Origin of the sequence: Streptosporangium sp. G11, assembly GCF_051192615.1 — a bacterium.
GTDB lineage: Bacteria > Actinomycetota > Actinomycetes > Streptosporangiales > Streptosporangiaceae > Streptosporangium.
The window spans coordinates 1-21,979 of sequence record NZ_JBPJUQ010000101.1 but is presented as its reverse complement, the minus strand read 5'-3'; the positions used below and the strand labels follow the sequence as shown (position 1 = coordinate 21,979).

General features: G+C 69.4%; 18 protein-coding genes. 10 read left to right on the top strand and 8 right to left on the bottom strand.

Annotated elements, in window-relative coordinates; all coding sequences use genetic code 11:
* Window positions 1-75 precede the first annotated feature (75 nt).
* The 3 genes from ACSDR0_RS44115 to ACSDR0_RS44105 all read left to right on the top strand — a co-directional run bounded on the left by ACSDR0_RS44115 (window position 76) and on the right by ACSDR0_RS44105 (window position 4,293).
* Window positions 76-291, top strand: a complete 216-nt coding sequence (locus tag ACSDR0_RS44115; RefSeq protein ID WP_435294946.1) for a hypothetical protein — start codon at window positions 76-78, stop codon at window positions 289-291.
* 226 nt (window positions 292-517) lie between these two features.
* Window positions 518-2,641, top strand: coding sequence for a hypothetical protein (locus tag ACSDR0_RS44110; RefSeq protein WP_435294943.1), 2,124 nt, complete (start codon window positions 518-520; stop codon window positions 2,639-2,641).
* Complete coding sequence (locus ACSDR0_RS44105) at window positions 2,638-4,293, top strand: hypothetical protein (RefSeq protein WP_435294942.1); 1,656 nt, start codon at window positions 2,638-2,640, stop codon at window positions 4,291-4,293. Before ACSDR0_RS44110 ends, ACSDR0_RS44105 begins: the two co-directional genes overlap by 4 nt.
* Before the next feature lie 193 nt (window positions 4,294-4,486).
* On the opposite strand, the gene ACSDR0_RS44100 is transcribed toward ACSDR0_RS44105, so the two are convergent.
* The 5 genes from ACSDR0_RS44100 to ACSDR0_RS44080 all read right to left on the bottom strand — a co-directional run bounded on the left by ACSDR0_RS44100 (window position 4,487) and on the right by ACSDR0_RS44080 (window position 8,104).
* Window positions 4,487-4,627 (bottom strand): sigma factor-like helix-turn-helix DNA-binding protein, encoded by a 141-nt coding sequence (locus ACSDR0_RS44100; RefSeq protein WP_435294945.1) that lies wholly within the window; start codon window positions 4,625-4,627, stop codon window positions 4,487-4,489.
* Between the two features lie 275 nt (window positions 4,628-4,902).
* Complete coding sequence (locus ACSDR0_RS44095; protein ID WP_435294941.1) at window positions 4,903-6,216, bottom strand: MFS transporter; 1,314 nt, start codon at window positions 6,214-6,216, stop codon at window positions 4,903-4,905.
* Window positions 6,216-7,328, bottom strand: a complete 1,113-nt coding sequence (locus ACSDR0_RS44090; protein ID WP_435294940.1) for a MerR family transcriptional regulator — start codon at window positions 7,326-7,328, stop codon at window positions 6,216-6,218. The genes ACSDR0_RS44095 and ACSDR0_RS44090 overlap by 1 nt, the downstream gene beginning before the upstream one ends.
* Window positions 7,329-7,436: 108 nt before the next feature.
* The gene (locus ACSDR0_RS44085) at window positions 7,437-7,646 is read right to left on the bottom strand and encodes a Tn3 family transposase (RefSeq protein WP_435294939.1); all 210 of its coding nucleotides are present in this window, start codon (window positions 7,644-7,646) and stop codon (window positions 7,437-7,439) included.
* A gap of 89 nt (window positions 7,647-7,735) precedes the next feature.
* Window positions 7,736-8,104: a VOC family protein gene (locus tag ACSDR0_RS44080; RefSeq protein ID WP_020549970.1), complete on the bottom strand. Its 369-nt coding sequence runs from the start codon at window positions 8,102-8,104 to the stop codon at window positions 7,736-7,738.
* 63 nt (window positions 8,105-8,167) lie between these two features.
* Here ACSDR0_RS44080 and ACSDR0_RS44075 point away from each other — a divergent pair, with 63 nt between their 5' ends.
* The 4 genes from ACSDR0_RS44075 (at window position 8,168) to ACSDR0_RS44060 (ending at window position 16,730) form a co-directional block, all read left to right on the top strand.
* On the top strand, window positions 8,168-8,626 hold the full coding sequence (locus ACSDR0_RS44075) for a MarR family winged helix-turn-helix transcriptional regulator (RefSeq protein WP_435294938.1): 459 nt from the start codon (window positions 8,168-8,170) through the stop codon (window positions 8,624-8,626).
* 1,246 nt (window positions 8,627-9,872) lie between these two features.
* Window positions 9,873-10,841: a multicopper oxidase domain-containing protein gene (locus tag ACSDR0_RS44070; protein ID WP_435294937.1), complete on the top strand. Its 969-nt coding sequence runs from the start codon at window positions 9,873-9,875 to the stop codon at window positions 10,839-10,841.
* Between the two features lie 226 nt (window positions 10,842-11,067).
* Window positions 11,068-15,012, top strand: coding sequence for a ThuA domain-containing protein (locus ACSDR0_RS44065; RefSeq protein ID WP_435294936.1), 3,945 nt, complete (start codon window positions 11,068-11,070; stop codon window positions 15,010-15,012).
* 143 nt (window positions 15,013-15,155) lie between these two features.
* Window positions 15,156-16,730, top strand: a complete 1,575-nt coding sequence (locus ACSDR0_RS44060) for an OmpL47-type beta-barrel domain-containing protein (RefSeq protein WP_435294935.1) — start codon at window positions 15,156-15,158, stop codon at window positions 16,728-16,730.
* A gap of 93 nt (window positions 16,731-16,823) precedes the next feature.
* Here the strand turns inward: ACSDR0_RS44060 and ACSDR0_RS44055 are convergent, their stop codons facing one another.
* A complete protein-coding gene (locus tag ACSDR0_RS44055) occupies window positions 16,824-17,186 on the bottom strand; it encodes a patatin-like phospholipase family protein (protein ID WP_435294934.1) in 363 nt (120 codons plus the stop codon).
* Between the two features lie 142 nt (window positions 17,187-17,328).
* On the opposite strand from ACSDR0_RS44055, the gene ACSDR0_RS44050 reads away from it, so the two are divergent.
* Window positions 17,329-17,766, top strand: coding sequence for a relaxase domain-containing protein (locus ACSDR0_RS44050; RefSeq protein WP_435294933.1), 438 nt, complete (start codon window positions 17,329-17,331; stop codon window positions 17,764-17,766).
* Here the strand turns inward: ACSDR0_RS44050 and ACSDR0_RS44045 are convergent.
* Window positions 17,730-18,353, bottom strand: a complete 624-nt coding sequence (locus tag ACSDR0_RS44045) for a TetR/AcrR family transcriptional regulator (RefSeq protein ID WP_435294932.1) — start codon at window positions 18,351-18,353, stop codon at window positions 17,730-17,732. The two genes, ACSDR0_RS44050 and ACSDR0_RS44045, sit on opposite strands and share 37 nt — an antisense overlap.
* A gap of 56 nt (window positions 18,354-18,409) precedes the next feature.
* Between ACSDR0_RS44045 and ACSDR0_RS44040 the strand changes: the two genes are divergently transcribed.
* Together ACSDR0_RS44040 and ACSDR0_RS44035 are read left to right on the top strand one after the other, a co-directional pair.
* Window positions 18,410-19,063: an NAD(P)-dependent oxidoreductase gene (locus ACSDR0_RS44040; protein ID WP_435294931.1), complete on the top strand. Its 654-nt coding sequence runs from the start codon at window positions 18,410-18,412 to the stop codon at window positions 19,061-19,063.
* Window positions 19,060-19,986, top strand: a complete 927-nt coding sequence (locus ACSDR0_RS44035) for an SDR family NAD(P)-dependent oxidoreductase (protein ID WP_435294930.1) — start codon at window positions 19,060-19,062, stop codon at window positions 19,984-19,986. The genes ACSDR0_RS44040 and ACSDR0_RS44035 overlap by 4 nt, the downstream gene beginning before the upstream one ends.
* Window positions 19,987-20,263: 277 nt before the next feature.
* On the opposite strand, the gene ACSDR0_RS44030 is transcribed toward ACSDR0_RS44035, so the two are convergent.
* Window positions 20,264-21,646 carry a rhamnogalacturonan lyase gene (locus ACSDR0_RS44030; RefSeq protein WP_435294944.1) on the bottom strand — a complete coding sequence of 461 codons (1,383 nt, stop codon included), beginning with the start codon at window positions 21,644-21,646 and terminating at the stop codon, window positions 20,264-20,266.
* Between the last annotated feature and the right edge of the window lie 333 nt (window positions 21,647-21,979).

Here is a 21,979-nt window from a genome sequence, read left to right as displayed (position 1 = left end):
GGCCTGCCGTAGCGCCGTCCCGATGATTCGCCGGATCCGGTCCCGGGCCGGCGGCTCGATCCGCTCTTCCCGCAGATGCGCCAGACCCGCCGGATCTACCGGGAGCTGGAGCGGCACGACGGGCTGACCCGGCGGCAACTCGAGCAGGAGTGGAAGACCGTCGAAGCCGCGATCCACGTCGTGCTGGACACCACCGACGACAAGTCGGGCAAGGCGGCAGGACAGGCTGCCCTGGACGCCGCTCAACAGATACGGGCGCGGTGGATCCCGGACGCGGATGACCTTCCGTAGGCCGCAGACGGACTGTTCGGGAGTGGGCACACCCAGGACGGCCCGAGCCGTCGGCCAGGCTTGCCCCAACGACGCTCTGCCCCTGACGAAATCAAGATCCGTGATCGAGCTCTGGCCCCGACAATGGGTGCGGACGAGCCACCGATAACGGGTCTGTACGGCATGTTGGGTGTCACCTATCTTGGGGGCGGATGATCAGGGAACGTTCCACGTCATATGAGGCCGAATGAAGAAGAATCCCCGGGCGACCTCGCCACGCACACTCGCCCCCGCGCCTCCCGACACGAAACCGGTCGTACGCCCGCACGCACCGTTGACCGGCGCGACGGGTGCGGACGGCGCGGACGGCGCGACGGGTGCGGACGGCCGCACGAACGATGTTCCCCCGGCCGCGCCGGACTGGGTCAAGTCGAAGCGCGATCTGCCGGCCCCGTCCGCCGCCTCCCAGGATGTTCCGCGGGACGCCACGCCGGCCCTGTCACTGACCTCGATGCTGTGGGACCTCGCGCAGGCACTGGAGGAGGGCCGGCTGGTCCCCCTGGAGGAGGCCTTCCCCGGGCAGTCGGAGAGGTTCCGCGAGCCCCCCGACCCCGGTTCCGACGACTACCAGCTCCGGCTCATGGAGTCGGAGCGGTACTACGCGATGCTCGACGTGGCCGGGTCGCTGCCGGCGGTGCTCGCCGATCGGCCGCTGGACATCCCGGCCGTCGCGAAGTTCATGAAGTCGGCGACGAGCGTTGAGGACGCCCAGATGATCGCGGCGGTGCTGGAGAAGGCCGCCGCCGGGGCACCCGCCCGGCGGGAGGCCGCCATCGCCGGGGCACAGCGGGAGGGGGAGCTCACGCTCGCTGAGCGGCGTGGCCTGCTCACGGACCTGCTCGGCGGGGGCCTGCCCGTATCCGAGGCCGCGCACGCCGCGCGCGTACGGATCCTGCAGGACACGCCGCTCGACCCGGAGTTCGAGAAGGTCGACGACCCGCTGCGCGCTCAGGCACGCGCCGCCCTGGTGGCGGAGTTCTCCGGAGTCACCCGCCGATGGCCGGGGATGCCGGCGGAGGAACGCGCCGGCGTCCTGAACAAGGCGGTGCGGCTCCACTGTGAGCGGCTGGGCATCCTGGGGCGCCTGCCCCGGATCGTGCTCGGCGAGGGTTCCGTCGACGTCGGTGACGGCGAGCGGTCCGTGACCGATCTGGCGGCGTTCGTCGACGCCCGCCTGACGATCGAGATGAACACCCGGACCCCGATGTGGGAGTCGTTCCCGCTGGTCGTCGAGGCCCTCGTGCACGAGAACACGCACAACTACCAGGGCTGGCTGATAGGCGAGCTGCGGGCCGGCCGACTCGATCCGGCGGACCCGCGATACCTGCAGGCCGAGCTGTTCGCGGTCAACATCGGCCGCGGGTACGTGCGCACCCGGCCCGGCGGCGGCGACCACCTGGCGTACCTGAACCAGCCCCTGGAACGGCAGGCGATGAAGGCCGGACTGGAGGCCAGGTACGCGTTCACCGGCGCCCTCCAGCAGGAGGGACAGGCACTCTTCGAGGTGGCGCTCGCCGCCTCCCCCCGTCCGCCCGAGGCGATGCTGCGGCGGTTCGGCGCGGCGCTCGAAGGCGAGGTCGCGGCCCCGATGGTCACCGCGATGGACCTCACCGCCCGGTACCTGGCGGCGAAGAACCCCGTCGAGCGCTTCAAGGTCGAGATCCTGCAGTGGCTCGACGAGCGGCCCGGTTTCACGGATCAGGAGCTCGCGCCGGTCCGTGCCCTGCTCGACTCCGGCCATCGGGAGGGCCCGCTCAGGCGGATGTTCGATACCCAGGCCCATGGCGCCGAGAGCGGCGCCTTCCAGCGGCTCAGGCTGGCCGCGGAGCGGCAGGACGGCCTCGCGGGCGATGCCGCCAAGGCGGCGCGGGCCGCCGCTGAGGACGCGGCCACGGCGGTGGCCCGCGCGCGAGACCTTGGCCAGGGGGTCATGGACGAGGCCGTCCAGTCGGCGGTCGCGGCCGCGCGGGCTCAGGCGGCCTCGGCCACCGAGCTCGCCGATGGCGCCGAGCAGGCCGCGGCGCTGGCCGCCGCCGCTGCCCGCAGTATCATCACCCACGCCGAGGCCGCCGCGAACGAGGCGGAGACGGCGGACGCGGCGGCTGAGGCGCAGCTGTTCCGCGACGCTGCGGCCGCCGCGGCCCGGGCCGCGCACGGGTACGCGGACCTCGCCCACGGGTCGATCGCGTACCTCGCCGCGACGACCCGCGCCGCTGGGGCGGCCAGGGCCGAGGTATTGGCACAGTCGCAGGCCGAGGCGGTGCGCGCGGCCGCGCGCGGCGCGAACGCGAAGAGCGAGGACCCGCGATGACCACCCCCGGAAGGCCGAGATCGCAGTCGGCTCCCGCCCTCCTGCAGACGACCAAGCGCGAGAAGTTGCGCTCTCCGGCACCCCAGATCCGCCCGGGGGAGGCGAATCCCGATGCCACGCCCCGCCCGGGCAGCGTCCGGACGCGCGGCCCGCAGACGCAGGAGGAGGCGGCCGCCTTCATCGACGGTGGGCAGGAGGGGTTGCACCCCCTGTCCCTCGACCGGAAGTTCTCCCTGCTGAGCTCGATGGCGTCGGAACCCGACCCCGTCGGCCGGTACTCGTCGCAGTTGGGCAGCCTCTACCGGAGCATGAAGACGCTCGACCCCGGCTTCGCGGAGGACGACAGGCTCAGGCAGTCGCAGGTCTTCGAAGCGGTCGCCGAGCAGTTGCCGGACGCGCCGCGCCGCTGGCGGAACGCCTCGACGAAGGAACGCGGGGACATCGTCCGCTCGATCCTCGAAGTTCAGTGCCAGGTGCTGGAGATGGGCCGAGACCGGGTGCCCACGGTGGAGCTCCTGGGGGACGGACCGGAGCCCATCCCCGGCAACAGCATGGGCCAGTACTTCGAGGCCGACAGAGTGCTCGAACTCATCACAAAGGCGCCCGGCTGGGAGGAATTCCACGAAGCGGTGAACACCGTGCTGCACGAGGGCACGCACAACTACCAGTACAGCCTGGTCGCCGATCTGGACGCGGGACGGCTGGCCGGTGACCCCAGGGAGAAGCAGGCCGGGGCGTTCAAGAGCAACTTCGCCGCGTACCTGAACGACGACGACGGCGGTGACCGGGAGTCCTACCTGTCGCAACCGGTCGAACTGCACGCGATGGCGGTGGGAGACGACGCACAGGTCTACTTCCTCGACCAGGCCCTCACGGCGGGCGTGGCGGTGTACGAGGCGCTGGAACAGGTGGGTGAGACGCCGGAGGCCGGCCGGATACAGGAGGAACTGCACGCGGCCATGAGCGGGAATTCGTCGTCGGCGATCTACCGGTTGATGGAGCAGGCGCGACGGTACCTGCCGGACGTGGAGCCCCGTCCCTCCGAGCCGGAGCGGCGTCTTCACCTGGTCGAGCGAGCGGCAGGCCTCGGCAGTGATCCGGGTGCCACGTCCGCCGATCGAAACAGGATCATTCCTCTGGTCACCGACCCGGTGCTGAGCGACGACGCGCTCGGTGACGCGCTGGCCGAGCTGGGCACGGAGATCCGCGCGCGAGGCCTCGCGGCCCACCGGGATCGGCTCTCGACCCGGTTCCTCGACGCGGACCACGCCGCCCTCTTCACCGACCTCGCCGCGTCCGTGATCCGGGACCTGGGCGGATCCGTCCCCGAGTCGCGGGAGACGGAGCGCGTCGAGGCGGAGATCAACCGGATCAAGGAGGCGCCGTACTACTTGAACCTGGCCTGGCTGGCCGGGGAGGCCGCCGCGGTCAGCGACAACGCCGAGAGCACGGCGGACCTCGCGCACGCGGCGATGGTGCGGAAACTGCGTGAGGCGGGACTGTCCGAAGAGGCGGAGGCGTGCGAACGCACCTACGCCGTCTACCGGCAGGCCAAGGAGAGAGAGCGTGCGGCCCTGACGGAGGTCGATCGCACGCGGCGGGTGCTCGGCGAGCTGATCGCGCGCCGCGGCCTGGCCACCATCCCGACCTGACCGGACCCCCGCTACGGTCAGCGCCGCCCGCTTTTGGGATACGACCGTATCCATTCATGAATGGATACGGTCGTATCCCAAAAGCGGGGGCGAGGTCACCATGCGCACACTCGACCGACCAGGGGTCCCGGTAGTAATGGCCCGGAACTCCTATGGCTACGGCGAGGGGCAGAGTAGGTGGTGATCCCGCGTTCTACCTGGGGTTCTCCAGGGCTCGGTGGATGATGCGGTGGATGGTGGAGCGTCCGGCGCTGTACTCGGTGGCAAGGTCGGTGAGGGAGACCTCGCCGTCGGCGTAGCGGCGGCGGATGGAGCGGCGGGCGGGTTCGGGCAGTTTGGGCTGCTTGCCCTGTAGATCCGTTCCTCGGGGACACCGAGCGCGAGGAGCTGTTCGGTCTGGGTAACGACGTCTTGTTCGTCGGTGGAGCAGCGCGCGTAGCCGACCCGTGTTCCGTTCACGCCTGCATGTGTTCCGGATAGGGCCCCTTTACCGGAACAGCTATACGGAACATCCTGACCTGTGGGTCCGTGCGAGCTGGGTGGTGTTCCGGTGGGAATCCCCTAACGGAACACCGATCGCGTTCCAAGCTGGAGCGAGGCCAACGCGGATCACGCTGAGCGGTCTGGGTCACGACGTGGTTCGGGGGTGGACATCGTGTAGGAACGCAGCTCGGGAACTCGCCATGCGATCGCGGCGACGGCCATGGTGGTCAGTAGACCTCCGATGCAAATCACTGTTCGGGGCCCGAGGAGCGACGCAGTGGTCCCGTGCAGCAAGTTCGCGAGCTGCGGTCCACCGATGAGGACAACGGTGAGCGCTCCTTGGATCCGGCCGCGCATGGCGTCGTCGGTAAGGGCTTGGGAGATGGCGTTGCGGAAGGTGCTGAGCACGAAGTTCACGGCTCCGCCGAGGACGAGTGCTGTCAGCGCGATCCACAGCTGCGCCGCCAAGCCGAGTGCGACCACAGTGATGCCCCACGCGGTAGCGGCTGCCGCCATGAGAGCGCCATGGCGGCGGGCGCGGGTGAAGGTGCCCGATAGGAGACCGACCGCGAACACCCCGGCTGGGTAGGCGGCGTAGAGCAGTCCCAGTGCCGGACCACCGCCAGCCGGGCCGCCGTAGGTGCGCTGGGCCAGTTCGGGGAAAAGTGCGATCGGCATGCCGAAGACCATCGCCGAGAGGTCGACCGCCAGCACTGCCACGAGCAGTCGGCTGGCGGCCAGGTACCGGAACCCAGCCAGGATCTGAGCGATGGTCGGATGATCCCCGCGGTGCGGTTCGGCCGGAACGTTCGATGCTCGGGCCGGCTCCAAGCGGGGCAACTTGGCGACGGCCCACACGACGGCCAGCAGCGCGAGCGCGTCGAACAGGTACAGGGTGCCGAGCCCGACGAGCGGGATCAGAAGGCCGGCGAGCACGGGGCCCAAGATCGACCCGGCGTAGCGGGCCAGCGAGTTGAGGCTGTTGGCCGCTGGGAGCAGTTCGACCGGGACGAGGCGGGGCACCACGGCACCCATCGTCGTCATGATCGATCCGAAGGTCAGTCCCTGGCAAGCCACCAGCATCATCAGGATCGGGACAGATCGGGCGTCCAGCACAGACTGAGTCCACAAGGCCGCGTAGGTCAACGTCAGGCCGCAGTGCGCGGCCAGGAGTATTGTTCGTCGGTCTCTGACGTCGGCGAGAGCACCTGTCCACAGAGCCGCTACCACCAGCGCGACGAACGATACGACGGCCGAGGCACCCACGGCCGCCGATGACCCGGTCATGGTGAACAACTGCGTCGGGATCGCGGCCAGGCTGAACGACCCGCCCACCGCGCACACCACCGACGCCACCCACAACCGCCGGAATGCGTCGACCCCCAGCGGCCGACGATCGACGATGATGCCGCGTCCTGCCGTGAGCCTAGGGGCGCGCATCACCGGCTGGGAACGTTCCGGACGGCATCCGCGGCGTCCAGCGGTACGACGTCGGCGACGACACAGGCGATGTTGTCGGGAGCACCTGCGGCGTACGCTTGCGCGATCAATGCGTCGAGTGCCTGCTGCGGGCCGTCCTCCTCGGTCAGCACCTTCTGCAGGGACGCGGCCGAGACGACGGCCGACAACCCGTCGGAGCACAAGAGGTAGCGGTCACCGGCAGCGGCCTGGTGAAGTGACAGGTCCGGATGCGTCCCGCCTGTGCCGGTCAGTGCTCGCACCAGCAGTGAGCGCTGCGGGTGTGAGGCCGCTTCATCGGGGGTCAGTCGTCCATCGTCGATCAGGGACTGGACGAAGGTGTGGTCATGGGTGATCTGGGAGAGCTCACCGTCTCGCAGGCGGTAGGCGCGAGTGTCGCCGATGTGCACCAGCGCCAGATGGGAGCCGGACCACAGCAGTGCGGTCAAGGTGGTGACGGCCTCGCCATCCGATGATGCTGCGGCGATCGTTCCGATCTCCGCGTCGGCATCGTCGACCGCGTCGGCCAGCGCGCCGAGGAGGTCTTCGGCGGGCATGGCGAGAGCCTCCAGCGGTTTGAGCGCCTCGATGGCGGTCGCGCTCGCGAGGTCTCCGGCCCCGCCACGGACGCCGTCGGCCACCGCCAGCAAGCGAGGGCCCGCATAGGCGGTGTCCTCGTTACTCGTCCGCACCAGTCCCGACTCCGAGCGGGCGACGTAACGGATCCCGAGCATGGTCGCGGAATCGTCCACAGAGCTGCCTCTTCCCGTCAGGTAGTCGACGAGGAAGTTCGCCAACCGGCCGCGAGCGGCGGTCTCGGCCAGGAACTGCTCCCAGTAGCCCGCGATCTCCTCGGCCGCTGTCTCCGCAGGTAGATCACACACACGCCGGATACGGGTCAAGGGCATGCCCAGACGCCGCAGCCAGGCGATCAACCGGGCTCGCTCCAACTGCTCCGGATCGTAGAACCGGTATCCCGAATCGCCATCCACGGCGGCCGGCAACAGGAGCCCGAGTTCGTCGTAGAGCCGCAGGGCCTTCGGCGACAGCCGAGCTGCCCGAGCGAACGCTCCGATCGTCAGCAGCTCCCGCACCACTCCTCCTCGTCCCGGCCACGATGACCGGTGTCAACGATGCTGGGGCTTCACCCAAGGGGAAGGTCAACAACATCACCACCCTTCCACGCGGCTCCCTGGCGATCACTACACGCTGACCCCGAGATCGAGACGGCTGTCCATGTCGAGGCGGAACCGGCCGTAGGGGTTAACGTGGGCCCAGAACAGCGGCGATAGAGCGCGCCGGTCTTCGTCGGTGATTTCGGCCGCCCAGACCGAATCTCGTAGGACGGCTTGCAGGAGCTGGGTGTTGATGAACACCAGACCGGCTTGATCTACTTGCAGCCAATACGCCACGGACCGGCAAGATAGCTCACCGCTACTCTGCCCCTCGCCGTAGCTATAGGAGTTCCGGGCCGTCTTCGGGGGCCGGTGATCATCCGGTGTCAGGCGCGGTCGTGAAGAGTGACCTGGTAGCCGTCGGGGTCGGCGAAGGTGAATGTCCGACCGAAGGGGCCGTCGATCGGTGCGGAGACGATGGTGTGACCGTCGGCGACGAGAGCATCGTGAATGGCCTGGACGTCTGTGGCGTGGAGCCAGATCGCGGCACCGATGCCGGGCTGGGCAACGGATGCGAGATCGGTGCCGGGAACGACGTCGCGGAGTGCGAACGCGATCGGCTTCGTCTCGAAGACGACGGCGTGCGGAGGTCCGGCCTGCGAGCGGACGAGGCCGAGGTACTGCTCGTAGAACGCTTGTGAAGCGTCGAGGTCGCGCGCTTGGAGCGAGATGAAGTCGGGGCCGGTGGCGGGCATGACGATGCTCCTTCTTTGCGTGTCAGTATTCTGACACAGGTAAATCTATGTCAGAATACTGACATGAGTCAAAACGGTGTCGGCGTCGACCTGGAGACGTCACTGGGCTACCTGCTGAAAGAGGCGTCGAGCGCGCTCCGCGCAGCCATGGAGGAGGTGCTGCGGCCGCTCGGGATGAGCGTGACGCACTACTCCTGCCTCGAGCTGCTGGCTCAACGACCGGGCTTGTCGAACTCCGAGCTCGCACGGGGCGCGTTCGTGACACGGCAGTCGATGAACGTGCTGCTCCAAACCCTGGAACGAGAGGGCTACGTGACCAGGCCTGCGAAGGCATCCGTCGGAAAGGTTCTTCCCACGCGGCTCACGCCTCGCGGACGACGGAGCCTCGAGAAGGCGACCGTAGCGGTCCGGTCCGTCGAGGTCAGAATGCTGGCCGGCATGACCGAGACCGAGCAGTCAGACGCGTTCCGGATCCTGCAGAGCATGATCCATTCCCTGCGCGATGGCAACGACGGCGCATAGCTCGTTTTCCGGCGCACGTCTCGTCGCGCTCGGATAGGAGTGCGGCCGAGCGTGAAAATCCGTGCGGGCGACCTCGAAAACGACGGACCCCGGCTACACCCTCTTCTGCGATGAGCCGGATTTCGATCCGGCTGACCCTCCGCGGCCGGGGTTCAACCGGCACGCGACGGCTCATCGTGTGGATCCGGTGTCCTACGGTCCCGAGGACTCCATCGTGGCCGTGATGCTCATGGTCTCTTCGTTGCGAGAGATCGAGGCATCGGGCTGGTAAGTGATTGCCCCATCCGGGGCCACGCCGCCACCGCCGCGGACTACCGCCAGGTTCATCCCCGGCATGCTCGGACGCCGGGCCGACGCGATCCACTGTTCCCCGGATCGCCCTCGCTTCGCTCGGCCGTACTCCTACGACCGTCAACGGCACCTACGCCGGGCCCTTGACAGGGCACGGATGCCGCCTGCGCTCTGTCACGAAGGAAGCCGGAGCGGACCGGCGCGCGCACAGGACGGCACTTGGGACTTCGGCAATGAGCCTGCCCCTCACGCAGTATCGCCTCCGCCGACATCCTGTGGGCCGTGATGGCCACTTCCGGCGCGATCATCGGCACCTTTTGTGTGAGCTTCGACATAAGCCCTGAATCGCTGCGCAACGGGATCGGAGCGGCTGGGCACCGTGTTCGGCCCCTGCGCGTCCTCGGCATCCCCACGCTATCCGCCCGAAGACCAGGGCGCATGGGTCGCAGCCGGTAAGCGCGCCAGGTGGCGGGGGGCGGGGACGAGCCGATGGCCGGCACAGGCAGTGACGGGCCGTCAGCAGGAGGGCCGCCGAGAGGTGGCGGCAGGACGGCGGCGTGTGGCCGAGTTGGTGCGGGTATGGGCGGATTCACCATGCGGATTCACCATGCGGATCGCCGGGAGGGGCGGTGACCAGAGGTTATGGGGCGGGGGCGCGGACGTGGGGGATGCGGGGAACTTCGATCTTGGGGTCACCGTAACAGCCGCATCCACCTTTGGCCAGATATGAGCAGAAGTTCTGACTCTTCCAGCGGTACTTCTTGACATTTCGCTGAAAATGTCGCGTACTTCGATCGAATGTCGATCTCACTAACCCCCACAGCCTCACCGATCACGACGCGACCGCTCCAGGCCCAGACCCACGTCGCGCGCGAAAGCAGTGTCCCGAGCACCCGCAAGTCACCCTCACGCAAGCGTCACCGATTGGGGAACCATGACCGAGGTAGGCAGAGGCATGGCGAAAAGCCTGCTCTCCCGGCGTGCCTTCACCACATCCGCGGCGGCTGCCGCGTTGGCACCACTGGTCACAGCGAATCAGACCGCGGCGTCGACCCAGGCCGGCACGACCATGGGCGCGGTCCGCCGCATCACCCTGTACGCCGAGCGGCTGGAGGACGGCCAGCTGGGCTACGGCCTGGAGCCCGGCAAGGCCACGATTCCCGGGCCGCTCATCGAGATGGTCGAGGGCGACACGCTTGAGATCGAGATGGTCAACAACCTGGACGTGACGGCGAGCCTGCACGTCCACGGGGTGGACTACGACGTGGCCAGCGACGGTACGAGACTGAACGCCAGCGTGGTCGAGCCCGGGGGCCGGCGCACCTACATCTGGCGCACCCACGCGCAGGGCAGGCGCGGGGGCGGCGCCGGCATCGAGCCCGGCAGCGCGGGCTACTGGCACTACCACGACCACGTGGTGGGGACCGATCACGGCACGGGCGGCATCCGGCAGGGGCTGTACGGCCCGCTGGTGGTCCGGCGGAAGAAGGACGTCAGGCCGGACAAGACGTTCACCGTCGTCTTCAACGACATGATGATCAACAATCACCACGCGCACCACGCGCCGGAGTTCGTCGCCAAGGTCGGCGAGCGGGTGGAGTGGATCGTGATCACCCACGGCGAGTTCTACCACACGTTCCACATCCACGGGCACCGCTGGGCCGACAACCGCACCGGCATGCTGGAGAGCCTCGAGGACCCGAGCCGGATCATCGACACCAAGATCACCGGGCCCGCCGAGTCGTTCGGCTTCCAGCTGATCGCGGGCGAGCGCGTCGGCCCGGGGGCGTGGATGTACCACTGCCACGTCCAGAGCCACTCCGACATGGGGATGGCCGGCATCTTCACGGTGACGGACGCGGACGGGAAGGTGCCGGGTCAACCGGGCGGCGGTCACTCGGGCGGTGACCACGCGGGCCACTGACGGCCGCGCACGGCCGGCCCGGCCCCGGGCTCCCCCCGAGACCGGATCCGGTCGCCCCATGCCGTACGAGCACGGCCCCACGCGGACGTCGACACCCCGGGCCGCGGCCGACCCCCGAACTCGTCCGCAAATGGTCCCGAACCCCCCTCGATCCCAAGGAGCAATGATGGGTCGAACAGGCTATTCACCGCCCCGGCCACCCGCCTGGCGACGCGTACTGATCACGATGTCGAGTGCCGTCCTGGTGCTCGGACTGGCGACCCCGACCGCCGTACCGGCCCAGGCACAGGCCCAGCTACAGGCACAGGCCCCCGCCCCAGCCGCCAAGAAGCCCGCCGTCAACGTGCTGGTCTTCAGCGGTCAGGCCGCGCAGCAGGACGACCCGGTGCGGGCGGCCGCGACGGCGATCAGGGAACTGAGCAAGAAGAACGGGTTCTCCGTCGAGGAGGCCCAGGATCCGGCGGTCTTCACCGCCGACAACCTGGCGCGGTTCCGCGGCGTGGTGTTCCTGTCCGCCAACGGCGTGAGCCTGGACGAATCGCAGCTCGCCGCCTTCCAGGCGTACATCAGGGGCGGCGGCGGGTTCGTCGGCATCCGCGACGCCGCCCGCGCGCAGGTGGACTCGGCCTGGTTCACCGAACTGATCGGCACCCGTCCCGTCGGCGCCCTCCCCATCGCGGAGAAGGTGACGGAGACCGCGGCGAGCGCGGAGAACCCGCCGAACGAGACCAAGGACAAGGTTTTCGACGGGGACAACGACACCAAGTGGCTGGCCCGGACGCCGACCGGGTGGGTGCAGGGCAAGCTGGAGAAGCCCGCCGCGGTGGCGCACTACTCGCTGACGTCGGCCAACGACTCCGCCGGCCGGGACCCGAAGGACTGGACCCTCCAGGGCTCGCAGAACGGGACGACCTGGACGGACCTCGACAAGCGCAGCGGGGAGACCTTCCCCCAGCGGTCCCAGAGCAAGGAATACAAGTTCGAGAACACCACGGCGTACCAGTACTACCGGCTCAACATCACCGCGAACGGCGGTGAGCCCCTGACCCAGCTCGCCGAGCTGCGGCTGTTCGGGCCCGACTCCGCGCCTCCCCCCGTGGCGAAGGAGCAGAAGGCCGTCGTGGACATCCTCGACCGCCGGCATCCGGCGAACGAGGGACTTCCGCTCACCCTGTCGCGGACCGACAAGTGGCTGAGCTGGAACCCCAATCCGGTGGGCAAGGTCCACACGATCGCGCAGGTCGAGGAGTGGACCTACAACCCGAGCATGAACGGCAACGGCCCGTTCCATCCGGTCTCCTGGTGCCGTGACTACGACGGCGGCCGGTCCTTCTACACCGGCATGGGCGGCACCGCGGCGAGCTACACCGGCGACAAGCAGTTCCGCACACACCTCGCCGGCGCCATCCGGTGGGCGACCGGCATCGTCCGGGGCGACTGCCAGGCGACCATCGCGGCCAACTACACCACGGAACGGCTGACCACGCCGAACACGCAGGGCCAGCTCGACCAGATCGGCGAGCCGCACGGCCTGACCATCGCGCCGAACGGCAAGGTGTTCTACATCGGCAAGGCGGCATGCGCCACCGGCCCGATCCCCGGCTGGAACGACCCGAAGGTGGGCCTCGGCTGCGGCACCATCCACCAGTGGGACCCAAGGACCAAGCAGGTCAAGCTGCTGACCACGCTGCCCGTCATGGGCAACCGCGGCAGCGGCGACGAGCTGGTCAAGAACGAGGAGGGCCTGGTCGGCATCACCCTCGACCCGGACTTCGCGGAGAACGGCTGGATCTACGCGTACTGGATGCCGCACGCGTCGATCGACCGGGACAGGCGCATCGGCAAGCGGACGGTCTCCCGGTTCGACTACGACTCGCGGACCCAGACGATCGACCAGAGCAGCCGCAAGGACCTCCTGCAGTGGGACACCCAGATCCACAGCTGCTGCCACGCGGGCGGAGGCATGACCTTCGACGAGGACGGCAACCTCTACATCGGCACCGGTGACAGCAACTCCTCCGGCGGATCCGGCGGTTACTCCGGCAACAACTGGACCCAGGACTACAAGGGCACCTCGTTCCAGGACGCCCGCCGTACCTCCGGCAACACCAACGACCTCAACGGCAAGATCCTCCGCATCCACCCGGAGCCCGACGGCACCTACACGATCCCCAAGGGCAACCTGTTCACCGGCGAGGAAGAGGGCGGCGGCAAGACCCGCGCGGAGATCTGGGTGATGGGCGTCCGCAACATCGCGCGGCTGCAGTGGGACAAGGAGAACGACTGGATCACGGCCGGCTGGGTCGGTCCGGACGCCAGCGGCCCGAGCGAGACGTGGGGACCGGCGAAGTACGAGACCGTGACGGTTCTCACCTCCGCCGGCAACCAGGGCTGGCCGTACTGCATGGGCAACAAGCAGCCCTACCGCGACCGCAGCAACAGCAACGCCACCCAGCCCGCCGAGTGGTACGACTGCGACAACCTGAAGAACACCTCGCCGCGCAACACCGGCCTCGTCGACATCCCGCCGACGCGCGACAACATGATCTGGTACTCGCCGCAGGGCGGCGGCCCGGTCTACCCGAAGCGGCAGGACGGCAGCGGTCTCCCGACGTACAAGCAGGGCGAGGAGACCCTCACCATGCCCTACCTCAAGGGCGGCGGCCAGGCGGTCATGTCGGGCCCGACCTACCACCGCTCCCAGACCGACACCGACAGCGGGGTCGCGTGGCCGCAGTACTGGGACAACAAGTGGTTCATCGGTGACCAGTCCAACGGCAACAACCGCATCGCCGTGACCGTGAACCCGGAGACCGCCCGGGACGCGGGCCGGCCGGCGTTCGCCGAGGACCTGCGGAGCATCATCCCAGGCGGCAACGGCGCCAACCAGCTCCAGTCGTGGATGGACGCGAAGTTCGGTCCCGACGGCGCGCTCTACATGCTCGACTACGGCAGCGGCTTCTTCAGCCTGCACGCGAACCAGAAGCTGGTCCGCGTCACCTACAAGGGCGGCCCGGCGACGCCGAACCCGGACGCCGCCGTGGCGCGTCCCGCCCGGCAGAACGCCGAGCCCAGGACGATGACGTTCTCCAGCGCCAAGGCCGGCGGCGTGGCGTGGGAGTGGGACTTCGGCGACGGCGGCGCGCCGTCGAAGGAGGCCGCCCCGACGCACACCTACGCCGGCTTCGGCACCTACGAGGCGACGCTGAAGGTCACCTACGCCGACGGCGAGCAGGCCACCGGGAAGATCGCTGTCACGGTCGGCTGCGCCGCGCCCGACGCCCGGCCGACGGTGCAGCTGCTCGACGCCTTCACCGGCGTGCGCAACAAGGCGGCCGGCGGCGGCTGCACGATCAACGACCTGATCGACGACGAGCGCGACTGGAAGAACCGCAACCAGTTCGTCCAGCACCTCGACACCGTCGTGAAGCAGCTCCTCAAGGACGGCGTCATCACCGCCCAGGAGGCGGAGGCGCTGCGCACCGCCGGCGCCAAGTCGGAGGTCGGCAGGGTGAACGGATACCAGCCCATCTTCGACGGCACGGCGTCGTCGCTGCTGGGCTGGAGCCAAGCCCCGTCCGGGCGGTTCGCCCTCCAGGCGGACGGCACGATCCGCAGCTCCGGCGGTCTGGGCATGCTGTGGTACTCCGACAAGGCGTACGCGGACTTCTCGGTCCGGCTGCAGTTCCGTGACAGCTCGCCCGACCCGCATCGCGCCAACAGCGGCGTCTTCGTCCGGTTCCCGGACCCAAGGACCCCGCTGGAGCAGCGTCCCGCCGGAAGCTGCGGCACGGTCGGCGCGGCGCGCACGTCACCCGCGTGGGTCGCGATCTTCTGTGGCCACGAGATCCAGATCTACGACGGCGACACGGGCGAGCCGCAGAAGACGGGCTCCGTCTACAACTTCTCACCCAACGGCCTGAACCGGGCCGGGGTGACCCCGAAGGGCCAGTGGAACGACTACGAGGTCCGGGCGGTCGGCCAGCACTACACGATCATCCGCAACGGCACGGTGATCAGCGAGTTCGACAACACGCCCGGCAAGGCGTCGTCCCGCGCCGGTGACCCGCCCACGGACCTGCGCCAGTTCATCAGCGGGTTCCTCGGGCTACAGAACCACGGCAACAACGACGTGATCGACTTCCGCAACATCCGCGTGCGCGAACTCTAGGACGGTACACCGGCCGGGTGCCGGGCCGGGGAGCGTTCCCCGTGCCCGGCACTCCACCCCAGCTCGGAAAGGTGCATCGACACATGCATGTCGGATCTCTCCCCTCCCTCGTGATCAGAGCCTTACGGCGAGCGTCCGGAGCGGTGACGGCGCCGCGCCTCGCCGTCGCGCTGCTCGCCGTGGCGCTTCCCGCGCTCTTCCTGTCGTCGGTCCAGGCCGCCGCGCAGCCCCGTACGCAGCTCACCGCCGCGCAGGCGGCGGACCAGGTGCTCACCTGGACCGCCGACAACAGCATGACCGCGTACAAGTCGGCGCCGGAATCGGCGACGGCGGGTCCCGCCACCATCGTCTTCGAGAACAGCGCGGCCACCGGCAACACCACCGGCATGACGCACACGCTGACGTTCGACACCTCCACCCCCGGCTACAACCACGACGTCAGCCTCAACATCATCGCCAGCCCCTTCGACGCCGACGGCGGCCGGCACACCGCCCAGGTGAACCTCACCCCCGGCAAATACCGCTACCACTGCGTGATCCCCGGTCACGGCCAGATGACCGGCGAACTCGTCGTCACCGAAGGCGGGGGCGAGGACACGACCGCACCGCAGGTCTCCGCGCAGGTGGCGGGCGACCAGGACACGGACGGCAACTACGTGGGCGCGGCGACGGTCACGGTCTCGGCGAGCGACACCGAGTCCGGGGTGGACACCGTGGAGTACGCGCTCGACGGCGGGCAGTTCGCGGCCTACTCGGCCCCGGTGTCGGTCAACCAGGTGGGCGCGCACACGGTGACCTTCCGGGCCACCGACAAGGCGGGCAACACCTCGCCCGTGGACTCGGTGAAGTTCACGGTGGTGGCTCCGCAGGGGGAGGACACCACTCCGCCCGTGGTCACCGGGAAGGTGACCGGTGAGCAGGACGCGGACGGCAACTACGTGGGCGCGGCGACGGTCACGGTCTCGGCGAGCGACACCGGCTCCGGGGTGGACACCGTGGAGTACGCGCTCGACGGCCAGCCGTTCGCGGCGTACACGCAGCCGCTGCCGGTCAGCCAGCCCGGCGCGCACACGGTGACCTTCCGGGCCACCGACAAGGCGGGCAACACCTCGCCGGTGGGCTCGGTGGAGTTCACGGTGGCGGCCTCGCAGGGGGAGGACACCACCCCCCCGCAGGTCTCGGCGCAGCTGTCGGGCGAGCAGGACTCGGCGGGCAACTACGTCGGCTCGGCGACCGTGATGATCTCGGTGAGCGACACCGGGTCGGGGGTCGCCACGGTGGAGTACTCGCTCGACGGCGGGCCTTACACCGAGTACCCCTCCCCCGTGTCGGTCAACAAGGCGGGCGCGCACACCCTGTCGTACCGGGCCACCGACAAGGCCGGGAACACCTCGCCGGTGGCGACGCTGAGGTTCGCCGTGGTGGCTCCGGAGGACGACACCACGCTGCCGCAGGTGTCGGCCGCGATCACCGGCACCCAGGACTGGGCCTGGAACTACGTCGGCTCGGCGACGGTGAAGCTGACGGCGAGCGACGTCGGCTCCGGGCTGGACACCGTGGAGTACTCGCTCGACGGCCAGCCGTTCGCGGCGTACACGAAGCCGCTGTCGGCCAACCAGCCCGGCGCGCACACCCTGTCGTACCGGGCCACCGACAAGGCCGGGAACATGTCGGTGGGCACGGCCAAGTTCATGATCGTGAAAGCCGGCGGCGAGTAGCGCCCGCCGCCGGGCAGGGGTGACGGCCGCCCCGAGAGGCGACTTCGTCAGCCGGTGAGCGGCCCCCGTCCAAGGACGGGGGCCGCTCACGCGTCAGGCCGCCCAGAAGGCGGCGACGCCGGCGGCCCGAGCCCGGCCGACGGCCCGGCCGGTCTCGGCGGAGGGGCGGCGGGTGGCCGAGGAGAGCGGATTCTGCCCGAAGGCGGCCACCGACGCCTCGTCCGCGTGCACGACGAGCACCTCGGCCGGGCGCAGCTCGACGATCTCGCCGACGAGGCTCCCCCAGGGCGGGGCCCCGCCCTGGGGCCGCGGCGAGAGGATCAGCATCCGGTCGCAGCCCCGCGCGAGGTCGGCGTTGCTGGGCGAGGGCAGGCCGCCGTCGAAGTAGCGGCGGCCGCCGATCGCCACGGGAGGCCACACGCCGGGTACGGCGCAGCTCGCGGTCACCGCGCCCACCAGGCCGAAACCGGACTCGTATCGCGGATCCCGAGCAGCACTCCCAGCTCCCAGGCGACGCCGGCGACTCCGCCACCGGCGAGGGCAAGCGCACGCTTCACATCAGGACTTCGCTCCCTGCCTCGGGGCCGTCGGCGCAGGCATGCCATCCCCCCGCTGGCGGCCTCCGCCGACTCACCAAGGCCGCCGGGCTGGACCTGGCGGCCGTCTACGACGCCGAGCAGCTGGCTCTTGCGCGGCGCTGGCGCGCATCGGCAACCGCGGCTACGACCTCACCGTGGACGTCGCCAAGAGCGTCAGCGTGCTGCACGGCCTGGGCGACCCGGCGGTCTCGGTCGTCGTCGAGGAGGTGTTCACCGCCTCGGTCGTCGAGACCGTCGGCGCGGTGCGGGGATGGGTCGCCTACGGCCAGCGCGGCCACCAGGGCGACGGCCGGCTCGCCGGTCGCGCGCCCACCAGCGGCCTTTTTGGGGTTAGGGGCACGTTCGGGAGGGGACGCCGGGTCGATGGTGTCGGCGACGCGGGTCGCGAGGCATGTGGGTGTCAGGGTTCGGTGGTGGGCGGATGGGGTGCTTCGTAGGCCGGGTTTTCGATGGGGCTGTCTGTGGTCCACGTGCCCGCGGCGTCGAGTAGGCGGTCGATCAGGTCGTTGGACACTGGACCGGGTTCGAGCAGGCTGCGATAGAGCAGGGGGCCGATCATCAGGGCCGGGGCATCGCGGGAATCGCTCGCCGCCTGGAGTTCCCCTGCCTGCTCCGCCAAGGTCAGCGCCGCACGGAGTTGTTGGCCGATGGTGGTGGCGAGCCGGTCGCGGCGGGTGGTGATTTGGGGTTCCGATCGCGCGCCCTGCACGAGCGTGGTCGTCACCGCCAGGACGTCGGGCAGGGCCAGCTGGTCGGCGAGTACGCGTAGTTGCCGCTCCAGCCACGGCCGCACGGGAGTGGCCGGGTCGAGGAAGAAGGGCATCGGGACGTCGGCCATCGCGTCGGTCAGCAGTTGTTCCGGGTGGGGCCAGTGGCGGTAGACGGTGGCGCGGCCGACCTCGGCTCGCGCGGCCACGCGCTGGTGGGTGACGGCGGAGGGGCCTTCCTCGCGCAGTAGTTCTCGCGCGGCGGCGAGGATCGCCTCGCGGCTGCGGGTCACGCGCGGATCAGGGCTGTCGGCCATACCTCATCTTATGAGACAAGTTGACTCGAAAGTCGGGTGGATGCCAAGCTTCGACTATGAGACAGAATGACTCAAAAGTTGTCCGGATGGTCGTCCTCGGCGCCACAGGCGGCACCGGCAGGGCCGTCGTCGAAGTCGCCCTGCGCGCCGGTCACGCCGTCACCGCCGTCACCCGCCGGGCAGACGCCCTGCCGCCCGCCCCCGGGCTCACCGTCGCGGTGATCCCCGACCTGGCCCTCCCCGACCCGGCCGACGAGCGTCTCGCCGACGCTGTCGCGGGACACGACGCGGTCGTCAGCGCCCTGGGCCCCTCGGCCCGCGGCCCCGTCACGGTGTGCGCCGACGGCACCCGCTCCGCGCTGCGTGCGATGAAGGCAGCCGACGTCCGCCGACTGGTGGCGGTCAGCGCCCACGGCGCGGCCGAGAGCCGCGACCGCTCCCCCTACTCGCTGGCGCTGTGGGCCTCGGTCGGGCCCAAGATGCGCGACAAGGAGGCGATGGAAGCGCTGATCCGCGCGTCGGACACCGACTGGACGATCGTCCGGCCACCCGCGTTGAGGGACACCGCGCCGACCGGCCGCTACCGCACCGGCACGGACCTGCGCATCCGGCTGACCACAGCCGTCTCGCGCGCCGACCTGGCCGACTTCATCGTGAAGGAGACCATCGAACCGGCCTACCTGCGCCGCGCCCCGCGGATCGCATCGTGAGCGCCGCAGGCGTCCCGGTCGACCTGCGCCACCGCACCGCCTTCGTCACCGGCGGCACCGGCGGGATGGGCCGGGTCATCACCACCGCGCTGGCCAGGGCCGGCGCGCACGTCGTCACCACCAGCCGCGACCATGACCGCGGCCAGATGCTGCGACAACGGATCGCCCAGGAGATCGGCGCCGACCGCGTCGAGGTCCTGACCGGCGACCTGGCCTCCCACGCGGACCTGCACCGGCTCGCCGCCGAGTTCACCGCGCGCCACGACCGCCTGCACCTGCTCGTCAACAACGCCGGCGCGCACTACCGCGAGCGCCAGCTGACCACCGACGGCGTGGAAGCGCACCTGGCGGTCAACCACCTCGCCGGATTCACGCTCACCCACCTGCTGGAGAGCCACCTCCTCGCGGCCGGGAACGCCCGCGTGGTCAACGTCGTGTCGGCCACGATGTCCGACGCCCGCCCCGTGCCACTGTTCGGCCGCCCTCAGCCCGTCCCTCTCGACCTTTCAGGCGTCACCGACGCGCGCGACCTCAATCCGGCCGACGGGTACGTCCCCTTCGCCGCCTACGCCAGAGCCAAACTGCTGGCCACGATCTGCGGCTACGAATTCGCCGCACGCTGGCACGACGCGGGCGTCACCGTCAACGCCGTCCATCCCGGCATCGTGAGCACCGGCATCATCGACGACCTCGTCCCGGCCGTCCTCGCGCCGTTCCGGTCACTGATCCACCGACGCCTGCTCACTCCCGAACAGGGGGCCGAGGCCGCGCTGCGCCTGGCCACCGCCCCCGACCTCGCCGGCATCACCGGCCGCTACTACGTCCGCGACCAGGAGACACGCTCACCCGACATCTCCTACGACCCCGCCACTCGCGCCGCGGCCTGGAAGCTCAGTCTGGCCTGGGCCAACGCAGTGGTGTGACCGAGCCGACGATTACTTCCTTGCAGGACAAGCACATCGCTAACAGGGGTGCCGGTAAGAAACGTGTCACGAGCCCCAAACGGGCGGACTGGGCTGGTGAGCAGAAAGAGGGCAGGGCCTTGGTCAGCCGACTCGGGGTCGGGGAACCCAGAAACAGTCATTGGCGCCGAGAATGATCTTGCGCGAAGGGTGAGGTCCAGCTTCGGCGTGTGATCGCTCTACCCGGAGGTTTCCGGTCCGGTGGGGCGGGCCCTCGCGAGGCCCGCCCCGGGGGTGGTCAGGGGGTGGAGATGACGGGGCGGGGGGCGGTGGGCATGCCGTTGCCGATGAAGAAGCTCGGGTGCGGCGGCTGGTTGTAGGCGGTGTTCTGCCAGGCGATCGCGACGCGGTACATCGGGTCGTGCATGAGGGTGGTGATGCGCTGGGTGGTGGTGATGCCGGTGGAGTAGATCCTCAGAGCGGAGTTGTCGCTGGTGCGCCAGACGACTTCCTCGCGCCAGTCGCCGAGCAGGTCGCCGGAGATGGCGGGGGTTGCTTTGGTGGTGTTGTTGGAGGCGACGCCGCTGCCGGTGAGCAGGCGGATGTCGGCGCTGGTGCCGTATTTGTCGATGTGGGTGTCGTCGAGGAGTTCGCGGACGGGATCGGCGTCCCACCAGGCGAGGAAGTTGATGGAGGAAGGTTTACGGCCGATGTTCGCACCGGTCGCGCTGGACAGGCCGTCCACCGCTGTCGACCAGGATTCGGCGCCGGAGCTGCCGTCGTAGATATCGCCGGAGACGCCGCGCCCGTTGTCACAACCGCAGGAGGCGTGCTGCCAGATGACCTGGCCGGTCTTGGCGTCGCCCATCCAGTCCGCGGGCTGGGCGGTGCGCTCGGAGGGTTTGAACATCTCAAGTCCCGGGCGGCTGGGAATGAGGTCGCCGACGTGCAGCGCGTCGCCGTGTCCCTTGCCGGAGTTCCACAGCGGCGCGCCGTTGTCGTCGATCGCCATGGAGCCATAGATGATCTCGTCCTTGCCATCCCCGTCGGCGTCGGCCACCGACAGGTTGTGGTTGCCCTGACCCTCGTACTGGGAGCCCGACACGTCGGAGTCGAACGTCCAGCGCGGGGTGAAGGTGCCGTTGCGGAAGTCCCACGCGGCGATGACGCTGCGGGTGTAGTAGCCACGGGCCATGATCAGGCTGGGACGCTTCCCGTCGAGGTAGGCGGTGGCGGCCAGGAACCGGTCGACGCGGTTGCCGTAGGAGTCGCCCCAGTCTGAGACGGTGCCGCGCGGCGGGGTGTAGGAGACGGTGGACATCGCGGCGCCGGTCTGGCCGTTGAACATGGTCAGGAATTCGGGCCCGGTCAGGATGAAGCCGTCGGAGTTGCGGTGGTCGGCGGAGGCGCTGCCGATGGTGACGCCGGTGCCGCTGACAGTGCCGTCGGCGGTCTTCATGGCGACCTCGGCCTTGCCGTCGCCGTCATAGTCGTAGACCTGGAACTGGGTGTAGTGGGAGCCCGCGCGGATGTTGCGGCCGAGGTTGATCCGCCACAGGCGGGTGCCGTTCAGCTTGTAGGCGTCGATGTAGACGTTGCCGGTGTTTCCGTCGAAGGAGTTGTCCTTGGCGTTGGAGGGGTCCCACTTGAGGACGAACTCGTATTGGCCGTCGCCGTCCAGTTTCGTCGGACCACCAAGCAGGCTGCCGTCGAGCGCGCCTTGTTTGTAGTTGATGAGTCTTTAGTCCATTGTAAATGATCTTGAAACCGACCGAATGCCTTTACAATGTAGATTTATTACAGGATTGCGGCCTTCTGACATCCCTCCCGAAGGTTCGGTAACTCATCCGTGCCGGCCCTCCGCTCCCGAGCATGTCCCCAGACATCCGAGCACGTTGTGGTGTCAAGTGACGACGGTGAGAGGAGGTGGAAACGCGATGGACTCGTCGTAGGTCCGGCGCGTTTTGAGGCAGTGATAGAGGCAGCCGATCAGACGGTTGAACAGGTGCCGCAG

Excerpts from the sequence above, each read along its gene's own strand:
- ACSDR0_RS44075 (WP_435294938.1), top strand. The coding sequence starts at position 8,168 with ATGAGTCAAAACGGTGTCGGCGTCGACCTGGAGACGTCACTGGGCTAC.
- ACSDR0_RS44040 (WP_435294931.1), top strand. The coding sequence starts at position 18,410 with ATGAGACAGAATGACTCAAAAGTTGTCCGGATGGTCGTCCTCGGCGCC.
- ACSDR0_RS44110 (WP_435294943.1), top strand. The coding sequence starts at position 518 with ATGAAGAAGAATCCCCGGGCGACCTCGCCACGCACACTCGCCCCCGCG.
- ACSDR0_RS44095 (WP_435294941.1), bottom strand. The coding sequence starts at position 6,216 with ATGCGCGCCCCTAGGCTCACGGCAGGACGCGGCATCATCGTCGATCGT.
- ACSDR0_RS44105 (WP_435294942.1), top strand. The coding sequence starts at position 2,638 with ATGACCACCCCCGGAAGGCCGAGATCGCAGTCGGCTCCCGCCCTCCTG.
- ACSDR0_RS44115 (WP_435294946.1), top strand. The coding sequence starts at position 76 with ATGCGCCAGACCCGCCGGATCTACCGGGAGCTGGAGCGGCACGACGGG.
- ACSDR0_RS44065 (WP_435294936.1), top strand. The coding sequence starts at position 11,068 with ATGTCGAGTGCCGTCCTGGTGCTCGGACTGGCGACCCCGACCGCCGTA.
- ACSDR0_RS44070 (WP_435294937.1), top strand. The coding sequence starts at position 9,873 with ATGGCGAAAAGCCTGCTCTCCCGGCGTGCCTTCACCACATCCGCGGCG.
- ACSDR0_RS44080 (WP_020549970.1), bottom strand. The coding sequence starts at position 8,104 with ATGCCCGCCACCGGCCCCGACTTCATCTCGCTCCAAGCGCGCGACCTC.
- ACSDR0_RS44045 (WP_435294932.1), bottom strand. The coding sequence starts at position 18,353 with ATGGCCGACAGCCCTGATCCGCGCGTGACCCGCAGCCGCGAGGCGATC.
- ACSDR0_RS44050 (WP_435294933.1), top strand. The coding sequence starts at position 17,329 with ATGCCATCCCCCCGCTGGCGGCCTCCGCCGACTCACCAAGGCCGCCGG.